Annotated in this window: 26 protein-coding genes, 1 riboswitch and 1 other annotated feature; of the genes, 15 read left to right on the top strand and 11 right to left on the bottom strand. The window is 43.6% G+C overall.

Annotated elements, in window-relative coordinates; genetic code table 11:
- Positions 1-79 precede the first annotated feature (79 nt).
- On the bottom strand, positions 80-697 hold the full coding sequence (gene hflD / locus L3V35_RS09695; RefSeq protein WP_004734565.1) for a high frequency lysogenization protein HflD: 618 nt from the start codon (positions 695-697) through the stop codon (positions 80-82).
- Between the two features lie 48 nt (positions 698-745).
- Positions 746-1,882, bottom strand: a complete 1,137-nt coding sequence (gene mnmA / locus L3V35_RS09690) for a tRNA 2-thiouridine(34) synthase MnmA (protein WP_237299487.1) — start codon at positions 1,880-1,882, stop codon at positions 746-748.
- A 203-nt stretch (positions 1,883-2,085) separates the two neighbouring features.
- Here mnmA and L3V35_RS09685 point away from each other — a divergent pair, with 203 nt between their 5' ends.
- Positions 2,086-2,355, top strand: coding sequence for a hypothetical protein (locus L3V35_RS09685; protein WP_004734567.1), 270 nt, complete (start codon positions 2,086-2,088; stop codon positions 2,353-2,355).
- Between the two features lie 102 nt (positions 2,356-2,457).
- Positions 2,458-3,762 carry an inosine/guanosine kinase gene (locus tag L3V35_RS09680; protein ID WP_004734568.1) on the top strand — a complete coding sequence of 435 codons (1,305 nt, stop codon included), beginning with the start codon at positions 2,458-2,460 and terminating at the stop codon, positions 3,760-3,762.
- 173 nt (positions 3,763-3,935) lie between these two features.
- Here L3V35_RS09680 and L3V35_RS09675 read toward each other — a convergent pair whose 3' ends face one another.
- Positions 3,936-4,346, bottom strand: a complete 411-nt coding sequence (locus tag L3V35_RS09675; RefSeq protein WP_004734569.1) for an H-NS family nucleoid-associated regulatory protein — start codon at positions 4,344-4,346, stop codon at positions 3,936-3,938.
- 364 nt (positions 4,347-4,710) lie between these two features.
- Positions 4,711-4,888, top strand: a riboswitch (Lysine riboswitch).
- Positions 4,889-5,000: 112 nt separating this feature from the next.
- On the opposite strand from L3V35_RS09675, the gene L3V35_RS09670 reads away from it, so the two are divergent.
- The 9 genes from L3V35_RS09670 to hisIE all read left to right on the top strand — a co-directional run bounded on the left by L3V35_RS09670 (position 5,001) and on the right by hisIE (position 14,279).
- Complete coding sequence (locus L3V35_RS09670) at positions 5,001-6,593, top strand: Na+/H+ antiporter NhaC family protein (protein ID WP_102557357.1); 1,593 nt, start codon at positions 5,001-5,003, stop codon at positions 6,591-6,593.
- A 189-nt stretch (positions 6,594-6,782) separates the two neighbouring features.
- Positions 6,783-6,918, top strand: a sequence feature (His leader region).
- Positions 6,919-6,971: 53 nt separating this feature from the next.
- Positions 6,972-7,868, top strand: a complete 897-nt coding sequence (gene hisG / locus L3V35_RS09665) for an ATP phosphoribosyltransferase (RefSeq protein ID WP_029224816.1) — start codon at positions 6,972-6,974, stop codon at positions 7,866-7,868.
- Positions 7,868-9,187 carry a histidinol dehydrogenase gene (gene hisD / locus L3V35_RS09660; protein ID WP_017094422.1) on the top strand — a complete coding sequence of 440 codons (1,320 nt, stop codon included), beginning with the start codon at positions 7,868-7,870 and terminating at the stop codon, positions 9,185-9,187. Before hisG ends, hisD begins: the two co-directional genes overlap by 1 nt.
- A 9-nt stretch (positions 9,188-9,196) precedes the next feature.
- On the top strand, positions 9,197-10,237 hold the full coding sequence (gene hisC, locus L3V35_RS09655) for a histidinol-phosphate transaminase (protein WP_237299485.1): 1,041 nt from the start codon (positions 9,197-9,199) through the stop codon (positions 10,235-10,237).
- A gap of 131 nt (positions 10,238-10,368) precedes the next feature.
- Complete coding sequence (gene hisB, locus L3V35_RS09650) at positions 10,369-11,457, top strand: bifunctional histidinol-phosphatase/imidazoleglycerol-phosphate dehydratase HisB (protein ID WP_004734574.1); 1,089 nt, start codon at positions 10,369-10,371, stop codon at positions 11,455-11,457.
- A gap of 24 nt (positions 11,458-11,481) precedes the next feature.
- Positions 11,482-12,096 (top strand): imidazole glycerol phosphate synthase subunit HisH, encoded by a 615-nt coding sequence (gene hisH, locus L3V35_RS09645; protein ID WP_004734575.1) that lies wholly within the window; start codon positions 11,482-11,484, stop codon positions 12,094-12,096.
- Between the two features lie 43 nt (positions 12,097-12,139).
- Positions 12,140-12,877, top strand: a complete 738-nt coding sequence (gene hisA, locus L3V35_RS09640; protein ID WP_012604374.1) for a 1-(5-phosphoribosyl)-5-[(5-phosphoribosylamino)methylideneamino]imidazole-4-carboxamide isomerase — start codon at positions 12,140-12,142, stop codon at positions 12,875-12,877.
- A complete protein-coding gene (gene hisF, locus L3V35_RS09635; RefSeq protein WP_004734577.1) occupies positions 12,859-13,632 on the top strand; it encodes an imidazole glycerol phosphate synthase subunit HisF in 774 nt (257 codons plus the stop codon). The genes hisA and hisF overlap by 19 nt, the downstream gene beginning before the upstream one ends.
- Positions 13,629-14,279 (top strand): bifunctional phosphoribosyl-AMP cyclohydrolase/phosphoribosyl-ATP diphosphatase HisIE, encoded by a 651-nt coding sequence (gene hisIE, locus L3V35_RS09630; protein ID WP_004734578.1) that lies wholly within the window; start codon positions 13,629-13,631, stop codon positions 14,277-14,279. Before hisF ends, hisIE begins: the two co-directional genes overlap by 4 nt.
- Positions 14,280-14,463: 184 nt before the next feature.
- On the opposite strand, the gene L3V35_RS09625 is transcribed toward hisIE, so the two are convergent.
- From L3V35_RS09625 to L3V35_RS09610, 4 genes are all read right to left on the bottom strand, one after another.
- On the bottom strand, positions 14,464-14,988 hold the full coding sequence (locus L3V35_RS09625) for a YchJ family protein (protein WP_171327523.1): 525 nt from the start codon (positions 14,986-14,988) through the stop codon (positions 14,464-14,466).
- A 118-nt stretch (positions 14,989-15,106) separates the two neighbouring features.
- Complete coding sequence (locus L3V35_RS09620; protein WP_017093549.1) at positions 15,107-16,324, bottom strand: EAL domain-containing protein; 1,218 nt, start codon at positions 16,322-16,324, stop codon at positions 15,107-15,109.
- A 123-nt stretch (positions 16,325-16,447) separates the two neighbouring features.
- A complete protein-coding gene (gene lpxH, locus L3V35_RS09615; protein ID WP_237299483.1) occupies positions 16,448-17,182 on the bottom strand; it encodes a UDP-2,3-diacylglucosamine diphosphatase in 735 nt (244 codons plus the stop codon).
- Between the two features lie 84 nt (positions 17,183-17,266).
- Complete coding sequence (locus L3V35_RS09610) at positions 17,267-17,761, bottom strand: peptidylprolyl isomerase (protein WP_004734582.1); 495 nt, start codon at positions 17,759-17,761, stop codon at positions 17,267-17,269.
- A gap of 191 nt (positions 17,762-17,952) precedes the next feature.
- Here L3V35_RS09610 and cysS point away from each other — a divergent pair, with 191 nt between their 5' ends.
- A complete protein-coding gene (gene cysS / locus L3V35_RS09605; protein ID WP_004734583.1) occupies positions 17,953-19,338 on the top strand; it encodes a cysteine--tRNA ligase in 1,386 nt (461 codons plus the stop codon).
- A gap of 97 nt (positions 19,339-19,435) precedes the next feature.
- The gene (locus L3V35_RS09600; RefSeq protein WP_004734584.1) at positions 19,436-20,014 is read left to right on the top strand and encodes a thymidine kinase; all 579 of its coding nucleotides are present in this window, start codon (positions 19,436-19,438) and stop codon (positions 20,012-20,014) included.
- Positions 20,015-20,143: 129 nt separating this feature from the next.
- Here L3V35_RS09600 and L3V35_RS09595 read toward each other — a convergent pair whose 3' ends face one another.
- From L3V35_RS09595 to L3V35_RS09585, 3 genes are all read right to left on the bottom strand, one after another.
- Positions 20,144-20,836 carry a YdcF family protein gene (locus L3V35_RS09595; protein WP_237299482.1) on the bottom strand — a complete coding sequence of 231 codons (693 nt, stop codon included), beginning with the start codon at positions 20,834-20,836 and terminating at the stop codon, positions 20,144-20,146.
- Complete coding sequence (locus tag L3V35_RS09590; RefSeq protein ID WP_237299479.1) at positions 20,829-21,683, bottom strand: NAD(P)H-binding protein; 855 nt, start codon at positions 21,681-21,683, stop codon at positions 20,829-20,831. The genes L3V35_RS09595 and L3V35_RS09590 overlap by 8 nt, the downstream gene beginning before the upstream one ends.
- 114 nt (positions 21,684-21,797) lie before the next feature.
- Entirely contained in the window at positions 21,798-22,028 is a 231-nt protein-coding gene (locus L3V35_RS09585; protein ID WP_004734587.1) for a TIGR02647 family protein, read from the bottom strand.
- Positions 22,029-22,285: 257 nt separating this feature from the next.
- Here L3V35_RS09585 and L3V35_RS09580 point away from each other — a divergent pair, with 257 nt between their 5' ends.
- A complete protein-coding gene (locus L3V35_RS09580; RefSeq protein WP_237299478.1) occupies positions 22,286-23,593 on the top strand; it encodes an ATPase in 1,308 nt (435 codons plus the stop codon).
- A gap of 363 nt (positions 23,594-23,956) precedes the next feature.
- Positions 23,957-24,799, top strand: coding sequence for a formate transporter FocA (gene focA, locus L3V35_RS09575; RefSeq protein ID WP_017078992.1), 843 nt, complete (start codon positions 23,957-23,959; stop codon positions 24,797-24,799).
- Positions 24,800-25,150: 351 nt separating this feature from the next.
- On the opposite strand, the gene L3V35_RS09570 is transcribed toward focA, so the two are convergent.
- Complete coding sequence (locus L3V35_RS09570; RefSeq protein WP_237299476.1) at positions 25,151-25,945, bottom strand: ABC transporter permease; 795 nt, start codon at positions 25,943-25,945, stop codon at positions 25,151-25,153.
- Positions 25,946-26,263: the final 318 nt, after the last annotated feature.

The raw sequence follows: 26,263 nt of genomic DNA, 5'->3' as shown, positions 1-26,263 counted from the left end.
CACGCATATTGCGCAATCGTTTGCGTGAGAGTTGTATTGGCACAAAAAACAAGCTCGCGACGAGGCGCGAGCTACTAAATCACATGCGAGCTAGCAGGATCTGAGCCTGCTCGATCATTTTTTTGCGACCGAAGATAAGGTGACGACGTTTGCCGCCAACTTGACGCCATAACACAGCGCTTCGAATTCCTGATAGCAGCAGAGCACGAACCTTATGCTGGCTCGATGTCTGTTGAAGTACTGCTGGCGTACCAGAAACCTGAATACGAGGGCCAATAGGGCTCACTACATCTAAGTAGATGCTCGCAAGGTTGCTGATCATTTGCTCGTCAAATAGATCGAAGTGCTCAGTTTGACGCTCTGCAGTTTGAATACGATCGCCAAGCTGTGACATAGAGTCATTGCGAGCAGATAGTTTGCGTTCAAGCGCCATCAAGCTGATGATGTAGCGAGTAATGTCGCTACCAGCGGGAGTACTGTCGATACCCTTTACTAAGCATTCAAGGCCTAGCTTTAGGTTCGCCTCACGGCCAAATACACCCACAGTGTTCGCTGGGTTAGTATTTAAAATGGCATTGAGTGAAGCTTCGAAGGCATCTTTATCACAACGGCCGTCTTTCGCTACTTGTTGAACCAAAGCCACAGCTTGGCAAATTCCAGCGAAAGCAATAGTACGGTCATAAAGTGTATTAGCCACGTAGTAACTCCTAGTTGTTTTCTATCGTTTGTTGTTCGTTCGATTAGATTAGATGCGTTTTTCGATGATACCACCACCAAGACAGACTTCATCTTGGTAGAACACAGCCGACTGGCCTGGCGTTACAGCGATTTGCGGCTCATCGAAGATAACCTTAATGTTATCATCGTCAATTGGGATGATTGTACAAGGAATATCGGTTTGACGGTAACGTGTTTTTACCGTGCATGTCATAACTCCAGTAATTGGTGTGCGATTAACCCAATGAAGCTGAGATGCGAACAAGCCTTCTGATTTAAGAAGCGGGTGGTCTTTACCTTGAACCGCGATCAGAACATTACGCTTAAGGTCTTTTTCACCAACAAACCATGGGTCTTCATTACCGCCACCGCCTTTGGTGCCACCGATATGTAGGCCTTTACGTTGACCTAGCGTGTGGTACATCAAACCTTGGTGTTGACCAATAACTTGGCCTTCAGGTGTCTCGATGTTACCTGGTTGAGCCGGTAGATATTTGCCAAGGAACTCTGTGAACTTACGCTCACCAATAAAGCAGATACCTGTTGAGTCTTTTTTCTTCGCAGTGATCAAGTCTTGCTCTTCAGCAATACGGCGCACTTCAGGCTTCTCTAATTCACCCACAGGGAATAGGCTGCGTGCCACTTGATCTGAACTTAGCGTGTATAAGAAATAGCTTTGGTCTTTGTTGCCGTCTAGGCCACGTAGCATTTCTGGTTTCACGCCAGCGTCTAGCTCTTCTTGAGTTGGGAAAGTACGACGAACATAGTGACCCATCGCAATGTAGTCTGCGTCTAATACTTCATCCGCAAACTCTAAGAATGCTTTGAATTTAATTTCTTTGTTACAAAGGATATCTGGGTTCGGTGTACGACCCGCTTTGTATTCTTCAAGAAAGTACTCGAATACATTATCCCAGTACTCTGCTGCAAAGTTGATAGTGTGAAGGTGGATACCTAACTTGTCACATACCGCTTGAGCATCAGCAAGGTCTTCAGCTGCCGTGCAGTATTCTTCGTTATCGTCTTCTTCCCAGTTTTTCATGAAAAGGCCTTCTACCTGATAGCCTTGTTGCTGAAGAAGATACGCCGATACTGACGAATCTACACCGCCGGACATACCGACAATTACTTTCTTTTCGCTGTTTCCAGAGCTGATATCTGACATGTCTAAACACCGTTACTATTACTTGGTCGCAGATTCTAACAGAAAGAGAAACACCGCGACAGATCCGAGACCGGAATCACAGTTTCATTTGCACAAATATTGCGCTGACTTCGTTAGATAATCGCATGAACGCGAGGAGACTCGCTAGGATGTCAGATCTATATGTGGCATAGTCGCTCGAAATCCAAGACCTGAGATAAAAAATGTCTGAACAAAATGAGTTTATGCAAGAAGAACAGTTGATCGAGATTATCGAGAACCAACTTGAAGATGGCCAACCTGTAAAAGTGAAAGAGACGCTGATGCGTTTAATGATGACAGGTACTCCTCGTGAAGAGGCGATTGCGGCTATGGCATGTGCACTGGCTATTGAAGTATTTGATGTAATGAAAAACGGCGCTGAGTTTAATCAAAAACGTTACGCCGAGCATTTGGGTATGCTACCTGACTTAAGCTTTATGGAAGGCGAATAAAAAAATAGCCTAGCAAACGTTTGCTATAGTTTGAAAGATTGCCGCGTTAAATATAGCGCGGTAGAATCCGCCACCTATTTCCCCTTGACTTAGACTAGCCTTATGAAATTCCCTGGACAACGTAAATCAAAGCACTATTTTCCGGTTCACGCTCGTGATCCTTTAGTAAGCCAAGCTCAAACTAGCAAAAGAATGTCACGTACTCATATTATCGGTATTGACCAAACTTTGGTGGATATTGAAGCGAAAGTGAGTTCTGAGCTAATCGAAAAATACGGGCTAAGTAAGGGACACTCACTGGTAATTGGTGATGAAGCTGCTGAATCCTTGTATCAAGAATTAAAAGAACAGTGCCTGATCACCAATGAATACGCTGGTGGCACTATTGGTAATACATTACACAACTATTCAGTACTTGCGGATGACCGTTCAACGCTATTGGGTGTAATGAGCCAAGATATTAAAATTGGTAGTTACGGTTACCGCTATTTATGTAATACATCAAGCAGAATGGATCTGAACCATTTACAAGGGGTAGATGGCGCAATTGGTCGCTGCTTTGCATTAATTACAGAAGATGGTGAACGTACTTTCGCAATTAGCGAAGGACAAATGAACCAATTAAAACCAGAAAGCATCCCTGAGAAAATTTTCAAAAGTGCTTCTGCTTTAGTATTAACGGCGTATTTAGTTCGTTGTAAACCAGGTGACCCTATGCCTGAAGCAACAATGAAAGCTATCGAATACGCGAAGAAATACGATGTGCCTGTTGTTTTAACTCTTGGTACTAAGTTTGTTATTCAAGATGATCCAGAGTTCTGGAAAGATTTTCTTGAACAGCACGTCACCGTTGTTGCAATGAATGAAGACGAAGCTGAAGCCTTAACAGGAGAAAGCGATCCTCTTGCTGCTTCAGACAAAGCACTAGAGTGGGTAGACTTAGTTCTATGTACGGCAGGCCCTGTTGGCTTATTCATGGCGGGTTATACTGAAGACGCGGTGAAGCGTGAAACTTCATTGCCGTTGTTACCAGGCTCGATTGCAGAATTTAACCGCTATGAGTTTAGCCGTCCTGCACATAAAGAGTTATGTGACAACCCAACGAAAATCTATTCGCATATCGCGCCTTACATGGGTGGTCCAGAAAAGATCAAAAATACCAATGGTGCAGGGGATGCGGCGCTGTCGGCTTTATTACATGATATGGCAGCAAATAAATATCATAAAGAAAATGTACCGAATTCTAGCAAGCACCAACATGCATTTTTAACGTATTCATCTTTCTCACAAGTTTGTAAATATTCAAACCGTGCAAGTTATGAAGTGTTGGTTCAGCACTCTCCTCGCTTGTCTCGCGGCCTTCCTGAAAGAGAAGACAGTCTAGAAGAAGCATACTGGGAAAGATAAGATATTTTTATCTTTTTCATTTATATTTCTAATAGTGAAATATAAAAAAAGGCTCCGAAAGGAGCCTTTTTTGTTTCTGAATATATTGAAGCCGTAAATAATACTTTAGTCGACTTAATATTAATTCTATTGCTTAGTGTTTTATTGATTATTCACTTAGCATACACGATGCCTTAAAGAGCAAACTCTTCTAGAGATTTACCAGCATCTAGTTGTTCTTGGATAGCTGAAGGCGTACGGCCTTGACCTGTCCAAGTTTTCTCGTCGCCGTTTGCGTCTACGTATTTGTATTTTGCTGGGCGAGGAGCACGTTTAGCTTTAGTTGTTTTAGATTTTGCTTCACCAGAAAGTGCAGCAATAAGATCTGCAACATCAATTCCGTCTTTTGCAATTTGTTCAGCAATAGCAGAAAGCTTAGCTTCTTGCTCTGCTTTAGCAGCGCGTTCTTCAGCTTCAGACTCTTGACGCTCTTGTACAACAATAGTCAGCTTGTCTAGCGCTTCTTCAAGTTGCTCAAGAGTTAATTCACGTGAGAACGCACGAAGGCTGCGGATATTTAATAGTGTTTTTGTTAATTCAGACATGATATTTCCCATCAAGGTAAACTAAATAATCCTCCTAATAATAAACAGTGCCTAGGAATAAAACAAATAGTATTTCTTGTATTGGTTATTTAAATATAAAAGTGAGATGAATAGTTGAAAAAGAAACGACTCACTTTTGATGAATTTATAATAATTATTAAGATTATCTTAAAAATCGATATGTGACTGGTGGAGTAATTGCTATATCTAGACTATTTTTTTATTGATTAGTTCATTAACAAAAAGACATTTTTGTCGGAATGATATGTTGCATTGTTGCTCTTGATGGGTACAATTGCGGCTACCTGATGCGATGCTTTGGTTAATTTGTTGTTAAACTATGGTTTACACAGTTAATAATGTTATCGCACGTAGAGGCGCAATTATAAAAAGTAGTTTTCGTTGGGGTGATGCCAATGAACGGGAATGAAAGGTGTAATTGCCGAAGTAAATTGTATATCTAAACAATTTGCTGGGGTTGTGCTCAATAGGTACAACACTGCCATAGTCTTAATTTTAAACTATGGAGCGCTACTGTAGGGTTGGGTGAAGTGTTCACTTCCCTTTCGCTTAGTTCAACATGAGCTTGATAAACCGTATCAAGTTTGTCTGCAGTAGATCTCTAGCCAAATAAAAAACTGGTTTTTGAAGATCATGAATTTAATAGATTTTGCAACATCGCCTTTATCGCTGCTTCCTCCTTTGGTTGCATTGACTCTAGCTATTGTTACCCGCCGTGTATTGGTTTCCTTGGGTGTTGGTATCGTTATGGGTGCGATTCTACTTGCTGACTACTCAGTAGGTAACGCAGCTAGTTACGTGTTCACTAAAGCATCTGGTGTTTTCATCGAAGATGGTGGCATTAACACTTGGAACATGAGCATCATCGCATTCCTAATTATTCTCGGAATGACAACTGCATTACTCACACTATCTGGTGGTACTCGCGCATTCGCTGAGTGGGCACAGTCTCGTGTGAAGAGCAAACGTGGTTCAAAACTACTTGCTGCCTTCTTAGGCGTATTCATCTTTGTCGATGATTACTTCAACAGCTTAGCGGTAGGTGCTATCTCTCGTCCTGTAACAGACCGCTTCTACGTATCTCGCGCTAAGCTAGCTTATATTCTAGATTCTACCGCTGCTCCAATGTGTGTGATTATGCCGGCTTCTAGTTGGGGCGCTTACATCATCACTATTATTGGTGGCATCTTAGTGACACACGGTGTGACTGAGTATTCTGCACTGGGTGCTTACGTTCGTCTTATCCCAATGAACTTCTACGCTGTGTTCGCACTATTAATGGTGTTTGCTGTTGCGTGGTTTGGTTTAGATGTTGGTAAAATGCGCGAGCATGAGATTGAAGCCTCTCAAGGCCGTGGCTTTGAAGGCGACAACGATCAAAAGCAAGCTCACGATCTAAACGAAGAGCTAGACATTCAAGAGAGCGAAAACGGTTCTGTCTCTGATCTTGTTATGCCAATCGTATCGCTAATCGTAGCAACAGTTGCTGCTATGCTTTACACAGGCGGCCAAGCGCTGACTGCTGACGGTCAAGCATTTAACCTGCTTGGTGCGTTCGAAAATACAGATGTAGGTAAGTCTCTTGTTTACGGTGGCGTTCTAGGTCTGCTTGTTGCGCTAGCGACAGTGTTTAAGCAAAAGCTACCAATGTCTGATATCGCAAGAACAATGTGGATCGGTGCTAGCTCTATGTTTGGCGCTATCCTAATTCTTGTGTTCGCTTGGACTATCGGTTCTGTCATAGGTGACATGAAAACAGGTTCGTACCTATCATCTCTAGCAACTGGCAACATTGATTACCACTGGCTACCCGTTATTTTGTTCCTTCTTGCTGGCCTAATGGCGTTCTCGACAGGTACATCATGGGGTACGTTCGGTATCATGCTACCTATCGCGGGTGACATGGCTGCAGCTTCTGACATCGCGCTAATTCTGCCTATGTTAAGTGCGGTTCTTGCTGGTTCTGTATTTGGTGACCACTGTTCTCCAATCTCAGACACAACGATTCTGTCTTCTACAGGTGCTCGTTGTAACCACATTGACCACGTATCGACTCAGCTTCCTTATGCGCTGTCTGTGGCGTTCGTATCGTGTATCGGCTTCATCACTCTAGGTATGACATCATCAACTGGCATCGCGTTCGGCGCAGCGTCTCTAACGTTTGTGGCAGTATGTTTTGCATTGGCTTATTTCTCACGTTGTAAAATGTCGACGTGCAAAAGCTAATCATCACTTGATTGAATAATGAAAAGGGAGGCGTTTGCCTCCCTTTTTTTGTGCTCGTTAATTTAATTTTAAATTTCGTGAAAAAAGTTCGAATAAATGGTTGAAAAAGGGTGTCAGCTTAGTTAGTGTGGAGACAAGACAGCAAACAACCTAAGAGCTGATAAGTATGCGTAAATTAGTAATGAACATTCATCACCATCATCACCCTATCTAGTCTTTCGGGGAGATTTACGTATACCCGGGAGCAAGAATTCTCCCGGAGGTTAAGTCAAAGAATTTAGATTTAAACCCTCGGGACGACAAAGTCTTCCGAGGGTTTTTTAGTTTTAGTACTTTTAAATAATCAATAAATTCAAATATTTGCACAGGGATACAGCAATGCAGACACAACGCCTAAGAATCGCAATTCAAAAGAAAGGTCGCTTAAGTAAAGAGTGCCAAGATCTACTTAAAAAATGTGGTGTTAAATTTAACATCATGGGTGAGCAGTTAGTTGTTCATTCACTAAATATGCCAATCGACTTGTTACTGGTTCGTGATGATGACATCCCAGGTCTTATCATGGACGGTGTAGTTGACCTAGGTTTCATTGGCGAGAATGAACTAGAAGAAGTTCGCCTAGACCGTATCGCTCTAAACGAGCCATCGCAATTCAGCACTCTACGCCGCTTAGATTTCGGTGGTTGCCGCCTTTCTATCGCTATCAACAAAGATGAAGAATACAACGGCCCACAAGATCTTGCGGGTAAACGTATTGCGACAACCTACCCACAACTACTTAAAGCCTACATGGACGAGCAGGGTGTTGAATTCAGCACTTGTATGCTAACAGGTTCGGTTGAAGTTGCTCCTCGTGCAGGTCTAGCTGACGCTATCGCAGATTTGGTTTCTACAGGCGCTACGCTAGAAGCGAACGGCCTGAAAGAAACGGAAGTTATCTTCCAATCTAAAGCAACTCTGATTCAACGCACTGGCGAATTTGATGCAGACAAAATAGCATTGATTGAAAAACTACTGACTCGTATGCAGGGTGTTCAACAAGCGAAAGAGTCTAAGTACATCATGCTTCACGCGCCAACGTCTCAGCTAGAGCAAATCAAAGCGCTATTACCTGGAGCTGAAGATCCTACTGTTCTTCCTCTATCTACAGACAAAGACAAAGTTGCCGTTCACCTAGTAAGTACTGAGAACTTGTTCTGGGAAACTATGGAACAGCTGAAGGAGTTGGGTGCAAGCTCGATTCTAGTATTACCAATCGAAAAAATGATGGGGTAGTGACGATGAGAACCGTTGTTTGGCAATCTTTAAGTGAATCACAGCAAGACTCGGTACTAGAGCGTCCAGCTATTACTGAAGGTGCAAACATCACTGCGACTGTTTCTGATGTTATTGCAAAAGTACGAAATGAAGGCGATGCCGCACTTAAAGAGCTGACTGAAAAGTTCGATCGTGTGACTCCAGAATCCATTCGAGTCAGCTCGACTGAGATTGAAGAGGCATGTGCTCGTTTAACACCAGAAATGAAGCAAGCGTTAGAGCAAGCTTATAGCAATATTGCTAAGTTTCACGAAGCTCAGAAGCCGCAACCAATTAAGGTTGAAACACAACCAGGCGTTGTGTGTGAGCAAGTGACACGCGCTATTAATACTGTTGGCCTTTATATTCCGGGTGGCAGCGCGCCACTTCCGTCAACGGTTCTTATGTTAGGTGTACCTGCTCAAATCGCGGGTTGCCGCAAGGTTGTGCTTTGTTCACCTCCGCCAATCGCGGATGAAATCTTGTATGTCGCTAATCTTTGTAAAATCGATGAGGTTTACAATGTCGGTGGTGGTCAAGCTGTTGCTGCCATGGCTTACGGTACGGAGAGTGTCTCTAAAGTAGATAAAATTTTCGGTCCTGGTAATGCGTACGTAACGGAAGCTAAGCGCCAAGTGAGTAACGACTTCCGTGGTTCTGCGATTGATATGCCGGCAGGCCCATCGGAGGTGATGGTAATTGCAGACGAAACTGCGGATGCTGACTTCATTGCTGCGGATTTACTGAGCCAAGCAGAACATGGCCCAGATTCACAGGTTGTATTAGTAACACCATCGCCAGTGATTGCCGACCAAGTAACCGATGCGGTTCAGAAGCAACTGAAAGAACTGTCTCGTGCGAACATCGCTCAGCAAGCATTGGCTTCAAGCCTAATCATCATTGCTGAATCGATCACTCAAGCGATTGCGATTTCGAACTTCTACGGCCCGGAACACTTGATTGTTCAGACCAAGAATCCACGTGAGTTGCTGCCGTTGTTAGACAATGCCGGTTCAATCTTCCTTGGTGACTGGTCTCCAGAGTCTGCAGGTGACTACGCATCAGGTACAAATCACGTTCTTCCTACTTACGGCTATACCAAAACCTATTCAAGTCTAGGTTTGGCTGATTTCTCTAAGCGTATGACGGTACAAGAGTTAACGGCTGATGGCTTGAAAGGCCTAGCGCCAACGGTAGTCACAATGGCGGAAGCCGAAGGTTTGGATGCGCACAAACGTGCTGTGACTATCCGAGTTGAAAAATTAAATCGATTTGAACAGTTAAATAAAGCGAAATAAGGGTAGGGCATGGAAAAGTTAGCAAGAAAACAAGTTCAGGCTCTTACACCTTACTTGTCTGCAAGACGCATTGGTGGCAGCGGAGATGTGTGGCTAAACGCTAACGAGTCTCCGTTTGATAACGAGTACAACCTAAATTTGTCTCGTCTTAACCGCTACAGCGAGTGCCAGCCTAAAGAGCTGATCGATGCTTACGCTCAATATGCAGGCGTGAAATCAGAGCAAACGCTGACCACTCGTGGCGCTGATGAAGGCATTGAGTTACTGATTCGTGCTTTCTGTGAGCCAAACGAAGATGCGATTCTTTATTGTCCACCGACTTACGGTATGTACGCAATCAGTGCGGAAACCATTGGTGTTGAGCGCAAGGTTGTGCCTTTAACTGCTGAATGGCAATTGGATCTTCCTGCTATTGAAGCTCAACTAGACAACGTGAAAGTAGTGTTTGTTTGTAGCCCAAACAACCCAACGGGTAACTTAGTTGATCGCAAAGACATCATCAAACTGCTTGAAATGACGCAAGACAAAGCGATTGTGGTGATGGATGAAGCGTATATCGATTTCTGTCCAGAAGCGTCAACGGTCGACTTGCTTGAGCAATACCCGAACCTTGCGATTCTGCGTACCTTGTCGAAAGCTTTTGCTCTGGCGGGTTTACGTTGTGGCTTTACGCTGGCGAACAAAGCGCTTATCGATGTACTGTTGAAAGTGATTGCGCCTTACCCAGTTCCAATTCCAGTTGCTGATATTGCCGTTCAAGCGCTTTCTGAACAAGGGCTTGCGCGAGCGAAGTTCCAAGTTTTGGATTTAAGTGCTAACCGAGCGTATCTGCAAGCTGGTTTGTTGGGTATGCCTCAAGTGACGGTATTTGATGGTTGGGGTAACTACCTGCTGGTTAAATTCCCGAACGGCGATGAGTTGTTTAAAGCGGCATGGGACACGGGCATCATCTTGCGTAATTCGCCAATTGAAAACTGTGTTCGTATTAGTATTGGTAACCGCGAAGAGTGCGAAAAGACACTTGGATTCATTCGTAACTTTTTTCAGTAACGAAAGGCTTACCATTAATAACATTTGTCAGTCTGAGTTGATTAAAAACAGACTGGCAAATGAAACCAATATTTTGGGTTAGCGTTTGATTTTAGCTAGGCCAGCAGATTTAAAATTAAAAGGAAGTTCAAGTGAGTAAACAACAGAAAATACTTTTTATAGACCGTGATGGCACCTTAATTGTTGAGCCACCAGTCGACTTTCAAGTAGACCGTTTAGACAAACTAAAATTCGAACCGCTAGTGATTCCTAGCCTACTGGCATTGCAAGATGCGGGTTACCGTTTAGTGATGGTGACTAACCAAGATGGTCTAGGCACAGATAGCTACCCACAAGAAGAGTTCGATGCTCCACACAATATGATGATGGAGTTCTTTGAGTCTCAAGGCGTTAAGTTTGACGATGTGCTTATTTGCCCTCACTTTGACGAAGACAACTGCTCTTGCCGTAAGCCTAAACTGGGTATGGTTAAAGAATACCTACAAGGCGGCAAAGTCGACTTCCAACACTCTGTTGTGATTGGCGATCGAATGACGGATCTTCAACTTGCTGAGAACATGGCAATTCGTGGTATCCAATACGGCCCGGATGCGGAAACGGAAGGCACACTCAACTGGCCACAGATTGTTAAAGATTTAACGGTTAATGCTCGTGTTGCTGAAGTGGTTCGTACAACGAAAGAAACTGACATTAAGGTAGCCGTAAACCTTGATGAAACCGGTGGTAACAAGATCGATACTGGCATGGGTTTCTTCGATCACATGCTTGATCAAATCGCGACACACGGCGGTTTCCAAATGAACCTGACTGTGAAGGGCGACCTACACATTGATGATCACCACACAATCGAAGACACCGCTCTCGCTTTAGGCCAAGCACTTAAAGATGCATTAGGTGATAAACGTGGTATCGGCCGTTTCGGTTTCAGCCTGCCTATGGATGAGTGCTTAGCTCAGTGTGCTCTAGACCTATCTGGTCGTCCGTACCTAAAATTTGATGCTAAGTTTAGCCGCGAGCAAGTGGGTGACCTTTCTACGGAGATGGTGGTTCACTTCTTCCGTTCTTTAACCGATACACTGGCTTGTACATTGCATCTTTCTTCAGCTGGTAATAATGATCACCACATTATTGAGAGCCTGTTTAAAGCGTTTGGTCGTACTCTTCGCCAAGCAATCAAAGTTGAAGGTAATGAATTACCAAGCAGCAAAGGCGTTCTGTAAGGTTAACGTTAGCAAGGAAAAACAATGAAAGATCAAAAAGTTGTTATTATTGATACTGGTTGTGCCAATGTTTCCTCAGTGAAGTTTGCGATTGAACGTCTGGGCTACGCAGTTGAAATTTCGAAAGAACCAAAAGTTGTTCTAGCTGCGGACAAGCTGTTCCTACCCGGTGTAGGTACAGCAAGTGAGGCAATGAAGAACCTGCAAGAGCGTGACCTTGTTAGTCTTGTGAAGCAAGTAGAGAAGCCTCTGCTGGGTATCTGTTTAGGTATGCAGCTGTTAGGCAAACTGTCTCAAGAGAAAGGCCAAAAAGCTGACGAGTTAGTTGAATGCTTAGGATTGTGTGATGGTGAAGTTCGTTTACTTGAAACGGGTGATTTGCCATTACCACACATGGGTTGGAACACAGTTACCGCGACACCTAACCACCCTTTATTCAAAGACATTGAAGAGGGCGAGTACTTCTACTTTGTACACAGCTTCGCAATGCCAGTGGGTGACTACACAATTGCACAATGTGATTACGGAAATCCGTTCACTGCGGCAGTGCAAAGTGGCAATTATTATGGTGTTCAATTCCACCCAGAGCGATCTTCGAAAGCTGGCTCTAAGCTGATTCAGAACTTCTTGGAATTGTAATAAGGATTAGGCAGCGGCTACCGTTGCCAGATAAGGAATGTAAATGATTATTCCCGCGTTAGATTTAATTGAAGGCCAAGTTGTTCGCTTATTTCAAGGGGACTACGGGCAAGTAACAGAATACAAAGTCGATCCAGCAGAGCAGTTCAATCTGTATCACCAAGCTGGCGCAGGTTGGCTTCACCTTGTTGACTTAACGGGTGCAAAAGACACAACCGCTCGTCAACTTGACCTCATCGCCAAGCTACTTGCTAGTACGCCTGCCAATATCCAAATTGGTGGTGGCGTTCGTAATGAACAAGATGTCGTTGATCTGCTAGAAGCTGGCGCACAGCGCGTTGTAGTTGGTTCAACGGCAGTGAAACAACCTGAGCTTGTTAAAGGTTGGATGGAGAAGTACGGTGCGGAAAAAATCGTGCTGGCTCTGGACATCAACATTGACGAAAGCGGCACACGTAAAGTGGCGATTTCAGGTTGGCAAGAAGATTCAGGCGTGACCATTGAAGCGCTAATTGAAGATTACCTCACTGTTGGTCTGAAACACGTTCTGTGTACTGATATTTCACGTGATGGCACGCTAGAAGGGTCAAACGTAGAGCTCTATGTTGATCTTTGTAAGCAGTACCCACAAGTGCAATTCCAATCATCGGGTGGCATTGGCAGTCTAGCTGATATCGAAGCACTGAAAGGCAGCGGCGTTGCGGGTGTGATTGTTGGTCGCGCACTGCTTGATGGCAAGTTCACTGCAGAGGAGGCATTTGCATGTTGGCAAAGCGAATAATCCCTTGTTTGGATGTCCGTGATGGACAAGTGGTTAAGGGCGTTCAATTCCGTAATCACGAAATTATTGGTGACATCGTTCCGCTAGCACAACGCTACGCAGAAGAGGGCGCTGATGAATTAGTATTTTATGACATCACCGCATCAAGTGATGGCCGTGTGGTCGATAAAAGCTGGGTGAAACGTGTAGCTGAAGTGATTGATATTCCTTTCTGTGTGGCTGGTGGTATTAAGTCTGCGGAAGATGCAGCACGCATTCTTGAGTTTGGTGCAGATAAAGTATCCATCAACTCGCCTGCATTGGCTAACCCACAGCTGATCACTGACCTAGCTGATAAGTTCGGAGTACAGTGTATCGTTGTCGGTATCGATTCATACTTCGATAAAGAGACGGGTAAATATCAGGTTTACCAATTCACAGGCGATGAAGCGCGTACCAAAGCAACCAAGTGGGAAACCAAAGATTGGGTGCAGGAAGTACAGAAGCGTGGCGCCGGTGAGATCGTGTTAAACATGATGAACCAAGATGGCGTTCGCAACGGCTATGATATCGACCAGTTAAACATGGTACGTTCAGTGTGTAATGTACCCCTGATTGCATCAGGTGGCGCAGGTGCGATGGAGCACTTTGCTGAAGCCTATAAAAAAACCAACGTGGACGGAGCACTTGCGGCTTCGGTATTCCACAAGCAAGTCATCAATATTGGTGAACTTAAACAGTATTTGAAACAACAAGATGTAGAGGTGCGACTATGAGTTTTGAACCCGTAAGCTTATCAAAAACAGAAGTAGGCGCATTGTCAGAGCGTATTGATTGGGAAAAAGTAGATGGCTTAGTGCCAGCTATTGTTCAAGATTACCAATCGAGCCAAGTGCTGATGATGGGATACATGAACCCAGCAGCGCTCGAGAAAACAGGTGAAACTGGCCAAGTGACGTTTTTCTCTCGTACTAAAGAGCGTCTTTGGACGAAAGGTGAAACGTCGGGTAACGTATTGCAACTGCAAAACATGTCATTGGATTGTGACAACGACACCTTGCTGGTTAAGGTTAATCCCATTGGCCCAACGTGCCATACTGGTACCACAACGTGTTGGGATGGCGATAAGCAAGAAGAAACACAGATGGTGTGGCTTCATCAGCTTGAGCAGCTACTGGCTGCCCGCAAGGACGCAGACCCTGAGTCTTCTTATACTGCCAGTTTGTATGCCCGTGGCACCAAGCGTATTTCGCAAAAAGTGGGCGAAGAAGGCGTTGAAGTCGCGCTTGCGGCGACGTCGGGCGATAAGGCGGAGTTAGTGTGTGAATCTGCGGATTTGATTTACCACTTGATGGTTCTTCTTCAAGACCAAGGCTTATCGATGAACGACGTGGTAAATAAACTAAAAGAGCGCCATAAGTAAGCCCTCTTTAGATTAATAGAACCACGTAAAAGACAAATAAAAGCCCCGTAAACAAACATGTTTACGGGGCTTTTTTAGCGTTCAATTCTTGAGTACATCTCTTCACCTTTAGGCGTTGTCATTCCGAGGAGCCCAAGCGACATCAGGAATCTCTTCTCTTAATCTGACTTCCTAGATGTACGAGTTACCCACAGCACTTTTTATATTTCTTACCACTGCCACAGATACATGGGTCATTGCGGCCGATTTTGAAACTCTCAACCGTTTGGTTTAGACGCGGGTCAATCTCTGGCTCTGATCGTTCTTCTTGTTCATCTTCTTGCTCAGGGAAGGTGCCATCAATGTAATACCAAATACCGTCTTCACGAACAAATCGAGAACGTTCTTGCATACAGAACTGCTCAGCCCCGTCGTTGAAGTAAGCTTTAAACTCAACAAAGCCTTCATTCTCATGTGAACCTGCGGCAGTATCGATGACTTCTAAACCCGCCCAATCACTATCTATGGATTCAGCAATACCTTCTCTCTGCGCTTCTGCGTTACAAGTCGGATGGTAAGTAGCAACCACATAATCAACCAAACCAAGTACATGTGCAGAATAACGTGAGCGCATTAATTGCTCGGGTGTTTCAACTGCACTGTGGTTAAGGTGCGCTGATTCACAGCACTGTTGGTAAGTATTTTTGCTACCGCATGGGCATAAAGACATAGTCAGATCCTGTAAAAATGGCCTCTATTAAGAGGCCATATATGAATGCGTTGGAGTTTACCAAGAAACGATCGCTCACCAAAGCTTAGTTTCTATTGAAGCAGCAATGTGAAGTGAACTATTTCAACGAAGGTGATAACAGCTCTTGAGCCCAAGTAGTCGCTTCATCATAAGCTTGACCAAGTTCCGCTTCACTTAGCTTGAGAAGTTTACGAATGCGCGTTGCTTCGTCCCAGCGAGCTTGTTCATAAGCGATAACCATCGCCAAAATTGCACCCAGCACACCTTTTCGTTGAATCAGAGCTTGCTTGATCTCTTCATCGATTGGTACTGAGTCCAAGACTTGCTGTAACGGTTGGTCAAAGAGTGAATCAAGTAGAGAGAACATACCGGTCAAAAAGGCTTGTCCGGGTTCTACTTTCACATTCATTTTTTCTACTAAGAGTTCACACTCACGTGCTCGTAACACGGCTAAACCATAGAGTGAATCCGGCTTATCTTCTTTCGCTGAGGCAATCGCTACCAGTGAAACGAACTTACGCAGCTTTTGCTCGCCAAGAAAAATAAGTGCTTGGCGGAATGAACGAATGGTCGTTGCTGAGCCGCCTGCGGAGTTCACGTAGGCAAGTAACTTGTAAGACAGCGTGACATCTAGCGTAATTAAACGTTCTACTTCGCCAAAGTCGATAGGGTCGTGCGCAATCTCTTTTAACAGCTGAACAATCGTCAAAAACGCAGGGTTGAGAGCACGAGTTTGAATCATTTCCGGCTTGCTGAAGAAATAACCTTGGAAGTAGGTGAAGCCTGCTCGATTTGCTTCTTGATATTCATCGTAAGTCTCGACCTTTTCTGCGAGGAACTTAATATCCAACCCTTTGAGAGAGTTCATGAACATCGAAGCTTTCGCGATTGAGATCAAACGGATATCAAACTTGATAATTGAAACGTACGGTAAAAAGCGCTTCCATGCTTTGCTTGGTACAAAGTCGTCTAACGCGATGGTGTAACCCGCGTCATAGATAGCTTTTATTGCTTCAAGTAGTTCGTCTGTTGGTTCGCAGTCTTCAAGAACCTCAACAACGAGGCTTTCTTTGGGGAACAGAGTCGGGACTAAGTTGATTAGGCTTGCATAAGGGAAGTTCACGAACCCCAATTTATCACCCAACGTATTATAGTGAGTTGATAAAAAGTGATCGGAAAGCAAACGGCTAGTAGCGAGCTCCGGCTCTACTTCAGGGAAAGTGTTCTTAGGACCATCCCTGAATAGCAACTCGTAACCTATGGTTTTCTTGTCTGTATCGAGTATGGGTTGACGCGCTACGTATGAATATTTCAACTTGGTACTGTGTTCGGTTTATTTCTGGTAGAGAGATAATAGCTAATTCAGTAGAAATTACCATACACTTTCTATGAAAGTCTGACCGATAATAATAATCAAAGTGAAAGTTTAAGAGTGATGTTAAAAGCGGTTGCTAAACTCTCGATTCTGTAGTTCAAAACTTTGCGGAGTGAACACCAGCACTGAACCTTGCGTATACCAATCACCCAATACGATACGAGTTTTAGTGCAATCATTGACGTTAAAGGTGTGGATGTCAGGACGATGAGTATGGCCGTGGATCATAAGATCGACGCTGTTTCGTTCCATCACATCTTCCACTTCTTGTTGTGTCACATCCATGATGTCGAGAGATTTGGTCTGCTTGTCATCTTTGATGTCAGATTGAACCTTCGAGACAATTTTCTTCTTGATGAAAAATGGAATTCTGTTGAAGACCCATTGCAGCCATGGTTGATGCACTTTTTCACGGAAGGCGAGATATTTTACATCTTCGGTACACAGGGTATCACCATGTAACACCACCGCTTTTTGTCCGTAGATATCGATCGTTGATACTTCATCTAGAAGTTGCACGCCCGTTTGCTTGGCAAATTTCTTACCAACTAAAAAGTCGCGGTTACCTTGTGTGAAGTAGCAAGGTACGCCCGTTTTCACTAAGTCGATAAACGCTTGGCGGATAGAAGTCGCGAACTCACTCTTATCGTCGTCACCAATCCAGAACTCGAAAAGGTCGCCTAACACGTAAAGTGCATCCGCTTTTACGGCTTCTTTCTTCATAAAGGTTAAGAAGCAGTCAGTGATGTCTTGTCGTGACGGAGTAAGGTGCAGGTCTGATATAAAATATGTTTTCATAGGTCTAAAAAAAGGGAGCGATTCGCTCCCTATATCCTGATTTTATCGGCTCATCAATTATTATTACTAACCGAAAGCAAGTGATTAAGCTTCGATTGTAGTACCAGTGATGATCACTTCTTCTAGAGGTACATCTTGGTGCATACCCATAGAACCAGTGCTAACACCTTTGATCTTGTTTACGATGTCCATGCCTTCAACAACTTCTGCGAATACACAGTAGCCCCAACCGTCTAGGCTTTCGCTACGGAAGTTTAGGAAAGAGTTGTCGTTAACGTTGATGAAGAACTGAGAGCTCGCTGAATGCGGTTCCATAGTACGAGCCATTGCTAGCGTACCAACTTTGTTTGCTAGGCCGTTGTTTGCTTCGTTCTTGATAGTTGCACGAGTTGTTTTTTCTTTAAGGCCAGAAGTCATACCGCCGCCTTGAACCATGAAACCATCGATAACACGGTGGAATAGCGTGTTGTCGTAAAAACCGTCACGGCAATACTGTAGGAAGTTTGCGCTTGTTTCTGGTGCTTTTTCTTCGTTAAGTTGAACTTTGATGTCACCAAAATTTGTGTGAAGGATGATCATGATTGTTACCTTACTGTCTTTTTAATATGAAGTTCGAATTCTAGCGCATGTTGGCGGACTTTCAAATCACCAAATCATTAACTTAACTTGGTTGTTTGAGGTAATTACTGCTTTGGGGGATTACCTAATAACGCATGAATTGATATACTTGACCTCTTATTTTGATTAATACACAAATATAGATAGAGATCATGCTGAAAATTTATAACACACTCACAAGACAGAAAGAGGAATTCAAACCAATTACAGCTGGCAAAGTCGGCATGTATGTCTGTGGGGTAACCATATACGATCTCTGTCACATTGGTCATGGCCGCACGTTTGTTTCTTTCGATGTAGTAACTCGTTACCTTCGTTACCTTGGTTACGATTTGAACTTCGTTCGTAACATCACTGATATCGATGATAAAATCATCAAGCGCGCTAATGAAAACGGTGAGTCTTGTGATTCTCTGACTGAGCGCCTGATCGGGGAAATGCACGCGGACTTCGATGCATTGAACATGAAGCGCCCTGATGTTGAGCCTCGTGCGACTGAATTCATCACTGAAATCGTTGAACTTGTTGAAAAGTTAATTGAACGTGGTTTTGCTTATGTTGCAAGCAACGGCGACGTGATGTTCGAAGTTAAGAAATTTGACGAATACGGTAAGCTTTCAAAGCAAGACCTTGATCAGCTTCAAGCGGGTGCTCGTGTTGATGTCGATTCTGCAAAACGTAGCCCGTTAGATTTCGTGCTTTGGAAGATGTCTAAGCCAGGTGAACCTACGTGGGAATCACCATGGGGTCCAGGTCGTCCGGGTTGGCACATTGAGTGTTCAGCGATGAACTCTTCTATTCTTGGCAATCACTTCGATATCCACGGTGGCGGTTCAGATCTACAGTTCCCGCATCACGAGAACGAAATCGCACAATCTTGCTGCGCACACGGCACACAGTATGTGAATACTTGGATGCACAGTGGCATGGTGATGGTAGACAGAGAAAAAATGTCTAAGTCACTGGGTAACTTCTTCACTATCCGTGACGTACTTCAGCATTACGATGCAGAAACAGTGCGTTACTTCCTAATGTCTGGTCACTACCGTAGCCAACTGAACTACAGCGAAGATAACCTAAACCAAGCTCGTGCATCACTTGAGCGTCTCTACACATCACTTCGTGGCCTAGACGTTACAGCAGCTCCGGCTGGTGGTGAAGAGTACGTGACTCGTTTCTCTACAGCGATGAACGATGATTTCAACACTCCAGAAGCTTATTCAGTACTGTTTGAAATGGCTCGTGAAATCAACCGCATCAAAACTGAAAGTGTCGAAAAAGCAAGTGCACTAGGTGCATTGATGCGTGAACTAGCAGACATCATCGGTATTCTTCATCAAGATCCAGAGGCTTTCTTGCAAGGTGATGCGGCAGGCAACGATGACGAAGTGGCTGAAATCGAAGCGTTGATTAAGCTACGTAACGACTCTCGTGCTTCGAAAGATTGGGCGAATGCCGACCTTGCACGTGACAAGCTAAACGAGTTGGGTATTGTTCTGGAAGATGGTCCAGAAGGTACGACTTGGCGTCGTAAGTAAGTATTATAAAAAGGGCTGATTTTCAGCCCTTTTTTCTAGCAAAAATTCTCTAATTTCACCTTTTTATCTTCAACTTTTAATTAACAGGAATATTTCTGTGGCTCAGATGTATTTTTATTACTCGGCAATGAATGCGGGTAAATCAACAACGCTTCTTCAGTCTTCATTCAACTACCAAGAGCGTGGCATGACGCCAGTGATCTTCACGGCTGCATTGGATGATCGTTATGGTATCGGTAAAGTTAGCTCTCGAATTGGTTTGCAATCTGAAGCTCAACTTTTTAAAAATGACACCAATATGTTTGACGCAATCCAAAAACTCAATGAAGAAGAAAAGCGTCATTGCGTTTTGATTGATGAGTGTCAGTTCTTGTCGAAAGAACAGGTGTACCAGTTAACAGAAGTGGTCGATAAACTGCATATCCCTGTACTTTGCTACGGTTTACGTACTGACTTCTTGGGTGAACTGTTTGAAGGTAGCCGTTACTTATTATCTTGGGCAGATAAACTGGTTGAGCTTAAAACCATTTGTCACTGTGGCCGTAAAGCTAATATGGTAATCCGTACCGACGAGCACGGTGTGGCGATTGCTGAAGGTGACCAAGTGGCTATTGGCGGGAATGATCAGTATGTTTCTGCTTGCCGTTTGCACTACAAAGAAGCGTTAGGTAAATAAGCCGATCTCAGAGTTCAGCTTGCTAAAACGAAAAACGGTGACCAAGTGTCACCGTTTTTGTTTATTGAGCCTGTGTTTTTGCTTTGTTCCAAGTCGCATCTTTGCTTTATTCGAAGTGGAGCTTTTGATTTATTCGAAGCCAAGCTGCTTCAAGGCTTGATAGGCATGATCAACGTCATCGGGGATTGGCATCTCAATTTGAAAGCCTTGGGCTGGGTAGAATTTGATTCGTTCATAATCAGCAATCAATGCGCCCAAGACCATGTCTAACGGCAACTCTTCATTAAAGTAATCATCCCAACTTTGCCATTGCGAAGTCACGGTTATTTCTACACTCTCTTCAGGCCATTGTTTACTAAACGTGGCGTAGGTACGTTTCTCCATAAAGGGCTTCTGTACTAAGGTCAGTCTTTTCGGTGACAGCCCACGCTCAATAAGCAATTTGTGGGTGAATCGTACATTCTCCCCAGTATTGGTTGCGTGTTTCTCAATGATAATGTCAGAGTCTGGCACGCCAGCATCTCGTGCAATAGCCGCGAATGTTTCGGCTTCTGAACGTTCAAAGCTCCCTTCTGTAAAGCGTCCCACACCGCCAGAAAATACGATATAAGGCGCCACACCTTGGTGATAGAGCTCAGCTGCGTATTCAGCAACGCGAGTATCATTACTGCACAGCACAAAGATGCAATCTGAAGGCGTAACCTTGTGGCCCATAGACATGAAGTTCCAAAGGGTGTCGATCGAACGATGTAGCTTAATCCTCGATTTATTTGTTACAGATTGCTTAGCTATGTCTTGGTTAGCTATGGATTGATTAGTCATAAAGAGCGTCCAGTGTGGATTCAAATTTAAACGAGTAACCTAAGTCGAGAATCTTTTTCGAAGAGATCAGCTTGTCTGGTGTATCGACCACGAGGGGCAGCGGCTCACTGCTGTTGGCGCTTTTCAGTGCAGCGGCATAAAATTCCGCCTTACTCACCGTGTTCGGGGTCGTAACATTAACCACTTCGTTATGCAGTTGGTTGATAGCGAAGTTGACCGCGCCAATCGCGTCGTCAAGATGAAGCATGTTGGCAGGAGCTTGAGTGCTGACCTGTTTCAATTTACTTGCAAACCTAGATGGGTGGCGGCTAGGGCCGATTAACCCACTGAAGCGAAGGATGGTGTAGTCGATACCGGAATCAATGATGTACTGTTCTGCTTGTAGCATCACGCGTGCATTGTCCGAAAATGAGTTGGCTTGTTCATCACTCGACGTAGAAATCGCTAATGAGGCATCTTGCTCGTATAAGATCCCTGGCTTGGTCGGGTAGACCGTAGTCGAGCTAACCATGATCAGCTTTTTGACATTGGCTTTCTGACAAGCATTGGTTAGCTGTTGCCAGTATTCAGCATATTCTTGTCCCGCACCTTTTCTAAAGCCGGGAGGGAAGCTACCAATGACGATCTCTGCATTATTTTCGAGTAACAGCGAATAGAGTTGGCCGATAGTATGCTCAGGCTCCGATGAGTCAAAGCTGAAAACTTCACATGGGATACGTTTGTTACCAATGGCGTCTGCACCCGCTCGGGTCGTTTTTGTGACCACCACTTGGTTACCATGTTTTTCTAGATGTTTAGATAAAGGTGTACCGACCCATCCTGCACCAACAATAAATATAGAAGCCATGTGTTCCTCACAACTGCAAATGACGAATTTACAATAAGCCTAACAAACCTTTGGCCAAAAATGAAAAAACTCCACGGCCGAGGCGAGTGGAGTTTTTACTAGAACAATGGAGCTTTAGTTTAGTACGCGAAGTAGTTTGTCTGCGCGCTCTGCCATCTGTATACCTTCATCTGTTAGGTAACCGCCGTCTGGCTGAGTACAAAGGTTCTTTTCGAATAGGCGCTTAACAGCGTCTTGAGTTTCTTGAGCTGCCTCTTGATGAACTTTAATTCCAGTAGCGGCGCTACTTACATCAAATTGAAGAAGGAGGTTTAAATCAGCAATGTTTTCAGCGTTGTACTTCATAATTAACCTATATATTCATAACGTTCTCTACCTTCACCTTAGTGCGCATTCACGGCTCAGGCAATAGCAAATAAAGAGAATTGATAAGTGATACCAAATTGATTGATTAATCATCGAGTGATGAGTTTATTTTGGTTATATTGGGTGATTTGCATCCACTTAAATCATCAGTGATGTTTATTGCTAAGTGGTTGTAATATATTGTGACTAGAAATAATTTGCATTGAGCGAATATTGTATAAAAAGGATATGCAGAAGTGAGAGCGAACAAAGTAGCATTAATGATCAGTATGCTATTTGCTATCGCAGGGTGTCAGAGTACACCTTCAGAGCAGACAGACGCGAACCAAACCACAAACAACAATAACCAATCTACAATCGAGGTCCGTTCATTTCAGTCTGTCCAAAGCGTTTACTCCGAATGGGAGGCTAAGCTCGCAGACCACGCTCAGTTGTCTCTCTATGCTCCAGAGAATTACAATGAACTATTAGACGCTTGGGACGACGCTGAAAGCATTTATGCGGATTTACTGAAAGACGAAACTCGGCTCACCAAGAGTTATTCAATTTTTTCGAGCCTGACTTACGCTGAAGCTTTTGATGAAAAAATTGCGTTGATCAAATCAAACTATGACTCGATATTAGTGCTAAAGAAGAAGGCTGACCGAGTATTAGCGGATTCGATTGTGCAAATGGATTACCTCAAGTTCCTTGGCGCAGATACCCTGTTTACCTCGAGCTACAAACGCTTGTATTTAGAATACAGTGAGTTGTTTGAGTATGTGCTGGTCGATGAGCTTGAAGACGCTCAAGAAGCACAGGTGGAGTTTCTTAATAATGCTCGCTTATTGGAAGTTAAAGTGGCACATAAGAAATACATCGAACCATTGAAGGACGAGTTAGAGTTCTTGGAAGATGAAGATTTTGATGACGTTGCTCCACTGACTTTTGCTAAAGCAGCATCTCAAATTGCTTTGGCAGAAAGCCAAGTCAAAGCCAGTCCCCGTGAAAAGTCGATCATTGAAGATGCGGTCCACGCTGCGGAGTTTGAGTTGAACCACGTGCGCAGTGTCGCTCATGAAGTCAAAGTGCTCGCGAGTGTAAAGGGCGACAAATTCGAACAGTCGGTTTTGAATGCAGAGAATCAGTTGTTGAGCATTTCACAAGTAGTTAATGATGAAGATTACCGAGATGTTGGGTTGCGTCAGCAATCTCAGAAAATTGTATCGAGTGTGAAAGCGTTAAAAAGCTTAGATATGACAGCGTCATTAAAGTCAGAAATTGAAACTTTGACTGAACAACTCGCTAAGCTAGAGAGTGATAATCAGAAGCAGGCGCAACAATTGTCTGAGGCGACTAAGCATAGCAATCTTCTAGATGAGCAGATTACCAAGAGTGATGCGCATATTAAGAGTTTAGAAGAGCTAGTGGACAGTTTGAGAAATCTAGGTGGTAAAGTTGCCAATGAAAGTGATTCTGATGTAATCCCTTTGAGTACTGGATCGAATCTAGAGGGCTCTGCTCTAGAACAATCATCAGAAGAAGTGATTGAACCTTCGGTTTAGCATCACTAATTTCTTTATTTGTGATTCAGTTAAAAGCGCCTAAGGGCGCTTTTTTACGTTCTGTTGATCTATATCAAAATCTAGAGGCAACAGCGATCTGTGAGTCATTATAGTGTACGTTATTCCTTTGCTTTCTTTCGTAACTTATTGATATTTATAAGTGTGCCATTTTTTAAGTTGATAACCTTTCATTCAGCATAGTTTTCTTTTTACTACTAAAGTTGTATGAATTTTGAATAACTTGGGCTATTTCCTTTCCACAAGGTTGTGGGAGGTATTTTGAGTCCCAAATAGCTCTTGAATTCAGAAATGAAAGAGAGGATTATCTCGCTCCCGACAACATGTTTCAAAATGTAAATCATCATGAATCTGAACCAATTTGACTCATTATTACCGCCACAAATGGCTGAGCGCGCTGCAGATATTGGCGTAGGTAAAGCAACCAAAGATCCAACCAAATCTTTTCTCCTAGCGATTTCAGCTGGCATACATATCGGTATTGCGTTTGTGTTCTACACAATTGTAACCACTGGCGCTGGTGATTTACCTTGGGGTATTACTCGCGTCCTAGGTGGCCTTGCATTTAGCTTGGGCTTAATCCTCGTTGTTGTTACTGGCGGTGAACTGTTTACCAGTTCGGTGCTCACTCTCGTTGCTCGCGCAAGCGGCAAGATTACCTGGGGAACCCTAGTAAAGAACTGGGCGACCGTTTATATCGGTAACCTTATTGGTGCTTTATTGCTAGTGGCATGCATGCTTCTGACTAAACAGTACATGTTCGACCATGGGCAAGTGGGTTTGAATGCGATGGCCATTTCTCAGCACAAAATGCACCATGGTTTTATCCAAGCTATCGCGCTTGGCATCATGTGTAACGTATTGGTTTGTATCGCGGTATGGATGACGTTTAGTGGACGAACACTGACTGACAAAATTGCAGTACTGATTTTACCTGTCGCGATGTTTGTATCATCGGGCTTTGAGCACTGTATTGCGAATATGTTCCAAGTCCCTTTAGCTATCGGTATCAAAACATTTGCTCCTGCTGAATTCTGGACAATGACAGGGGCTAATCCGGCAGACTATGTTGACCTAAACATGATGGACTTTCTGATGAACAACTTGCTGCCCGTTACTATCGGTAACATCATTGGCGGCGGTATCTTTGTTGGCATGTGGTATTGGTTGATTTATTTACGCGATTGATAAAGATGGCGGATCAACAAAGCTGCGTGACTAGCTCTGTGACAAGATTAGTTAAAGCTCAGTGAAAACATTGAACTGACTTATGACATTTACAAGACGGCCTGCATTGCAGGCCGTTTTTTATTTGTGGAAAACTTACTCGTTGATTTCCTAAATTATCATCTGAACGCTTAACAACGCAGTTCTGCTCGTGTGTATATGTCTTTGAAATCACCCAAGGATCAATGGCGATGATCTTTGTTCGAGCCGAAATGGACAAAAAAGGATCTATATAGATTTGGTTATCCACAATTTCTGTGGATAACCTGTATCAAATTCAGTGAGTAACCAGATCTAAGAGGAGACGGGAGGTTATTTTGAAGGCTGTATTTGAGCGAGAACTCGCCCTTCTTTGGTCAAAGAAGTCTTTAAAGAAAGGTGAAGTGCGAGCGCCAATGAACTACTCATCATCACGAAAATAGCCAACATGATCATCAGTTGATACTTAATTGCGATCATTGGTGAAGCTCCCCCGAGAATTTGACCTGTCATCATCCCCGGTAGCGTTACTAAGCCTGTGGTTGCCATTGAGGCCATAATAGGAGACATCGCTTTCTGTATAGCATTACGCACAAAAGGCGCTGCAGCATAAGTAGGAGACGCGCCTAACGCGATTGCTGCTTCATATTCTGATTTCTGTGTTTCAAAAGCACCGAACAAGTTCTGTAATGCCACGATGTTACTGCTTAAGCTATTACCTAACAGCATCCCTGCAATAGGGATTAAGTACTGCGCGTTAAAAACCGGTGTTGGTTTAATGATGAATAAGCAGATAAACAAGACAATGGGTACACAGGTTACCGCTAGGCTCACAGCGACAGGGACTAACAATAGGTTTCGCGGTAACTTGGATTTTTCAACAATCGAGCTTGCCCCAACGATAATCATCGTAAATAACCACAGTAAATTGACCCACAAGCTATTCAAAGTGAATAGGTATTCTAGGTAGAGGCCAACCAGAAATAGCTGAACAGTCATGCGAATGATGCTGATAGAAGCCTCTTTGCCCAGGCCAAGTTTTAGCTTGTGGTTGATTACAATTGGCAGCAAGAGAAGTGAACTGAAAAACAATAATTGCCACCAAGATATATCAATAACGTCTTGCATAATGCTTCCTTTTAATAAGGCTTCTATCATATCTGAAAGTGCCAAATGATGCATTTCGACTGCAAAGTCATCGATTCTAAAAACGATCAATCATTTAACATTCAAAGTACAAAATAATGGTTATTTGAGGGTTTTTTGGCTACTACTTAGTAGGTAAAACGTTAAAATTGGTTACAATGTGGTTGCGCAAATGTTGGTTTTTAACATTTGTGAAATATACTTAATTCTTCACATTTGTTAATACTTTTTAATAACTTTGTTTAACTAAAAACAAGTTTGGATGACCTCAAAAAAGTATTGATTAGCAAGGGATATAAC

This window comes from Vibrio sp. L5-1 (assembly GCF_021728315.1).
GTDB classification, from domain to species: domain Bacteria; phylum Pseudomonadota; class Gammaproteobacteria; order Enterobacterales; family Vibrionaceae; genus Vibrio; species Vibrio splendidus_K.
The sequence above is the reverse complement of the archived record's forward strand: the minus strand, read 5'-3'. Positions and strand labels throughout refer to the sequence as shown.

Excerpts from the sequence above, each read along its gene's own strand:
- L3V35_RS09670 (WP_102557357.1), top strand. The coding sequence starts at position 5,001 with ATGAATTTAATAGATTTTGCAACATCGCCTTTATCGCTGCTTCCTCCT.
- L3V35_RS09675 (WP_004734569.1), bottom strand. The coding sequence starts at position 4,346 with ATGTCTGAATTAACAAAAACACTATTAAATATCCGCAGCCTTCGTGCG.
- mnmA (WP_237299487.1), bottom strand. The coding sequence starts at position 1,882 with ATGTCAGATATCAGCTCTGGAAACAGCGAAAAGAAAGTAATTGTCGGT.
- hisIE (WP_004734578.1), top strand. The coding sequence starts at position 13,629 with ATGAGTTTTGAACCCGTAAGCTTATCAAAAACAGAAGTAGGCGCATTG.
- hisA (WP_012604374.1), top strand. The coding sequence starts at position 12,140 with ATGATTATTCCCGCGTTAGATTTAATTGAAGGCCAAGTTGTTCGCTTA.
- lpxH (WP_237299483.1), bottom strand. The coding sequence starts at position 17,182 with ATGAAAACATATTTTATATCAGACCTGCACCTTACTCCGTCACGACAA.
- hisC (WP_237299485.1), top strand. The coding sequence starts at position 9,197 with ATGGAAAAGTTAGCAAGAAAACAAGTTCAGGCTCTTACACCTTACTTG.
- cysS (WP_004734583.1), top strand. The coding sequence starts at position 17,953 with ATGCTGAAAATTTATAACACACTCACAAGACAGAAAGAGGAATTCAAA.
- L3V35_RS09610 (WP_004734582.1), bottom strand. The coding sequence starts at position 17,761 with ATGATCATCCTTCACACAAATTTTGGTGACATCAAAGTTCAACTTAAC.
- hisF (WP_004734577.1), top strand. The coding sequence starts at position 12,859 with ATGTTGGCAAAGCGAATAATCCCTTGTTTGGATGTCCGTGATGGACAA.
- L3V35_RS09570 (WP_237299476.1), bottom strand. The coding sequence starts at position 25,945 with ATGCAAGACGTTATTGATATATCTTGGTGGCAATTATTGTTTTTCAGT.
- L3V35_RS09595 (WP_237299482.1), bottom strand. The coding sequence starts at position 20,836 with ATGACTAATCAATCCATAGCTAACCAAGACATAGCTAAGCAATCTGTA.
- L3V35_RS09625 (WP_171327523.1), bottom strand. The coding sequence starts at position 14,988 with ATGTCTTTATGCCCATGCGGTAGCAAAAATACTTACCAACAGTGCTGT.
- hisH (WP_004734575.1), top strand. The coding sequence starts at position 11,482 with ATGAAAGATCAAAAAGTTGTTATTATTGATACTGGTTGTGCCAATGTT.
- L3V35_RS09680 (WP_004734568.1), top strand. The coding sequence starts at position 2,458 with ATGAAATTCCCTGGACAACGTAAATCAAAGCACTATTTTCCGGTTCAC.
- focA (WP_017078992.1), top strand. The coding sequence starts at position 23,957 with ATGAATCTGAACCAATTTGACTCATTATTACCGCCACAAATGGCTGAG.
- L3V35_RS09585 (WP_004734587.1), bottom strand. The coding sequence starts at position 22,028 with ATGAAGTACAACGCTGAAAACATTGCTGATTTAAACCTCCTTCTTCAA.
- L3V35_RS09685 (WP_004734567.1), top strand. The coding sequence starts at position 2,086 with ATGTCTGAACAAAATGAGTTTATGCAAGAAGAACAGTTGATCGAGATT.
- hisG (WP_029224816.1), top strand. The coding sequence starts at position 6,972 with ATGCAGACACAACGCCTAAGAATCGCAATTCAAAAGAAAGGTCGCTTA.
- L3V35_RS09590 (WP_237299479.1), bottom strand. The coding sequence starts at position 21,683 with ATGGCTTCTATATTTATTGTTGGTGCAGGATGGGTCGGTACACCTTTA.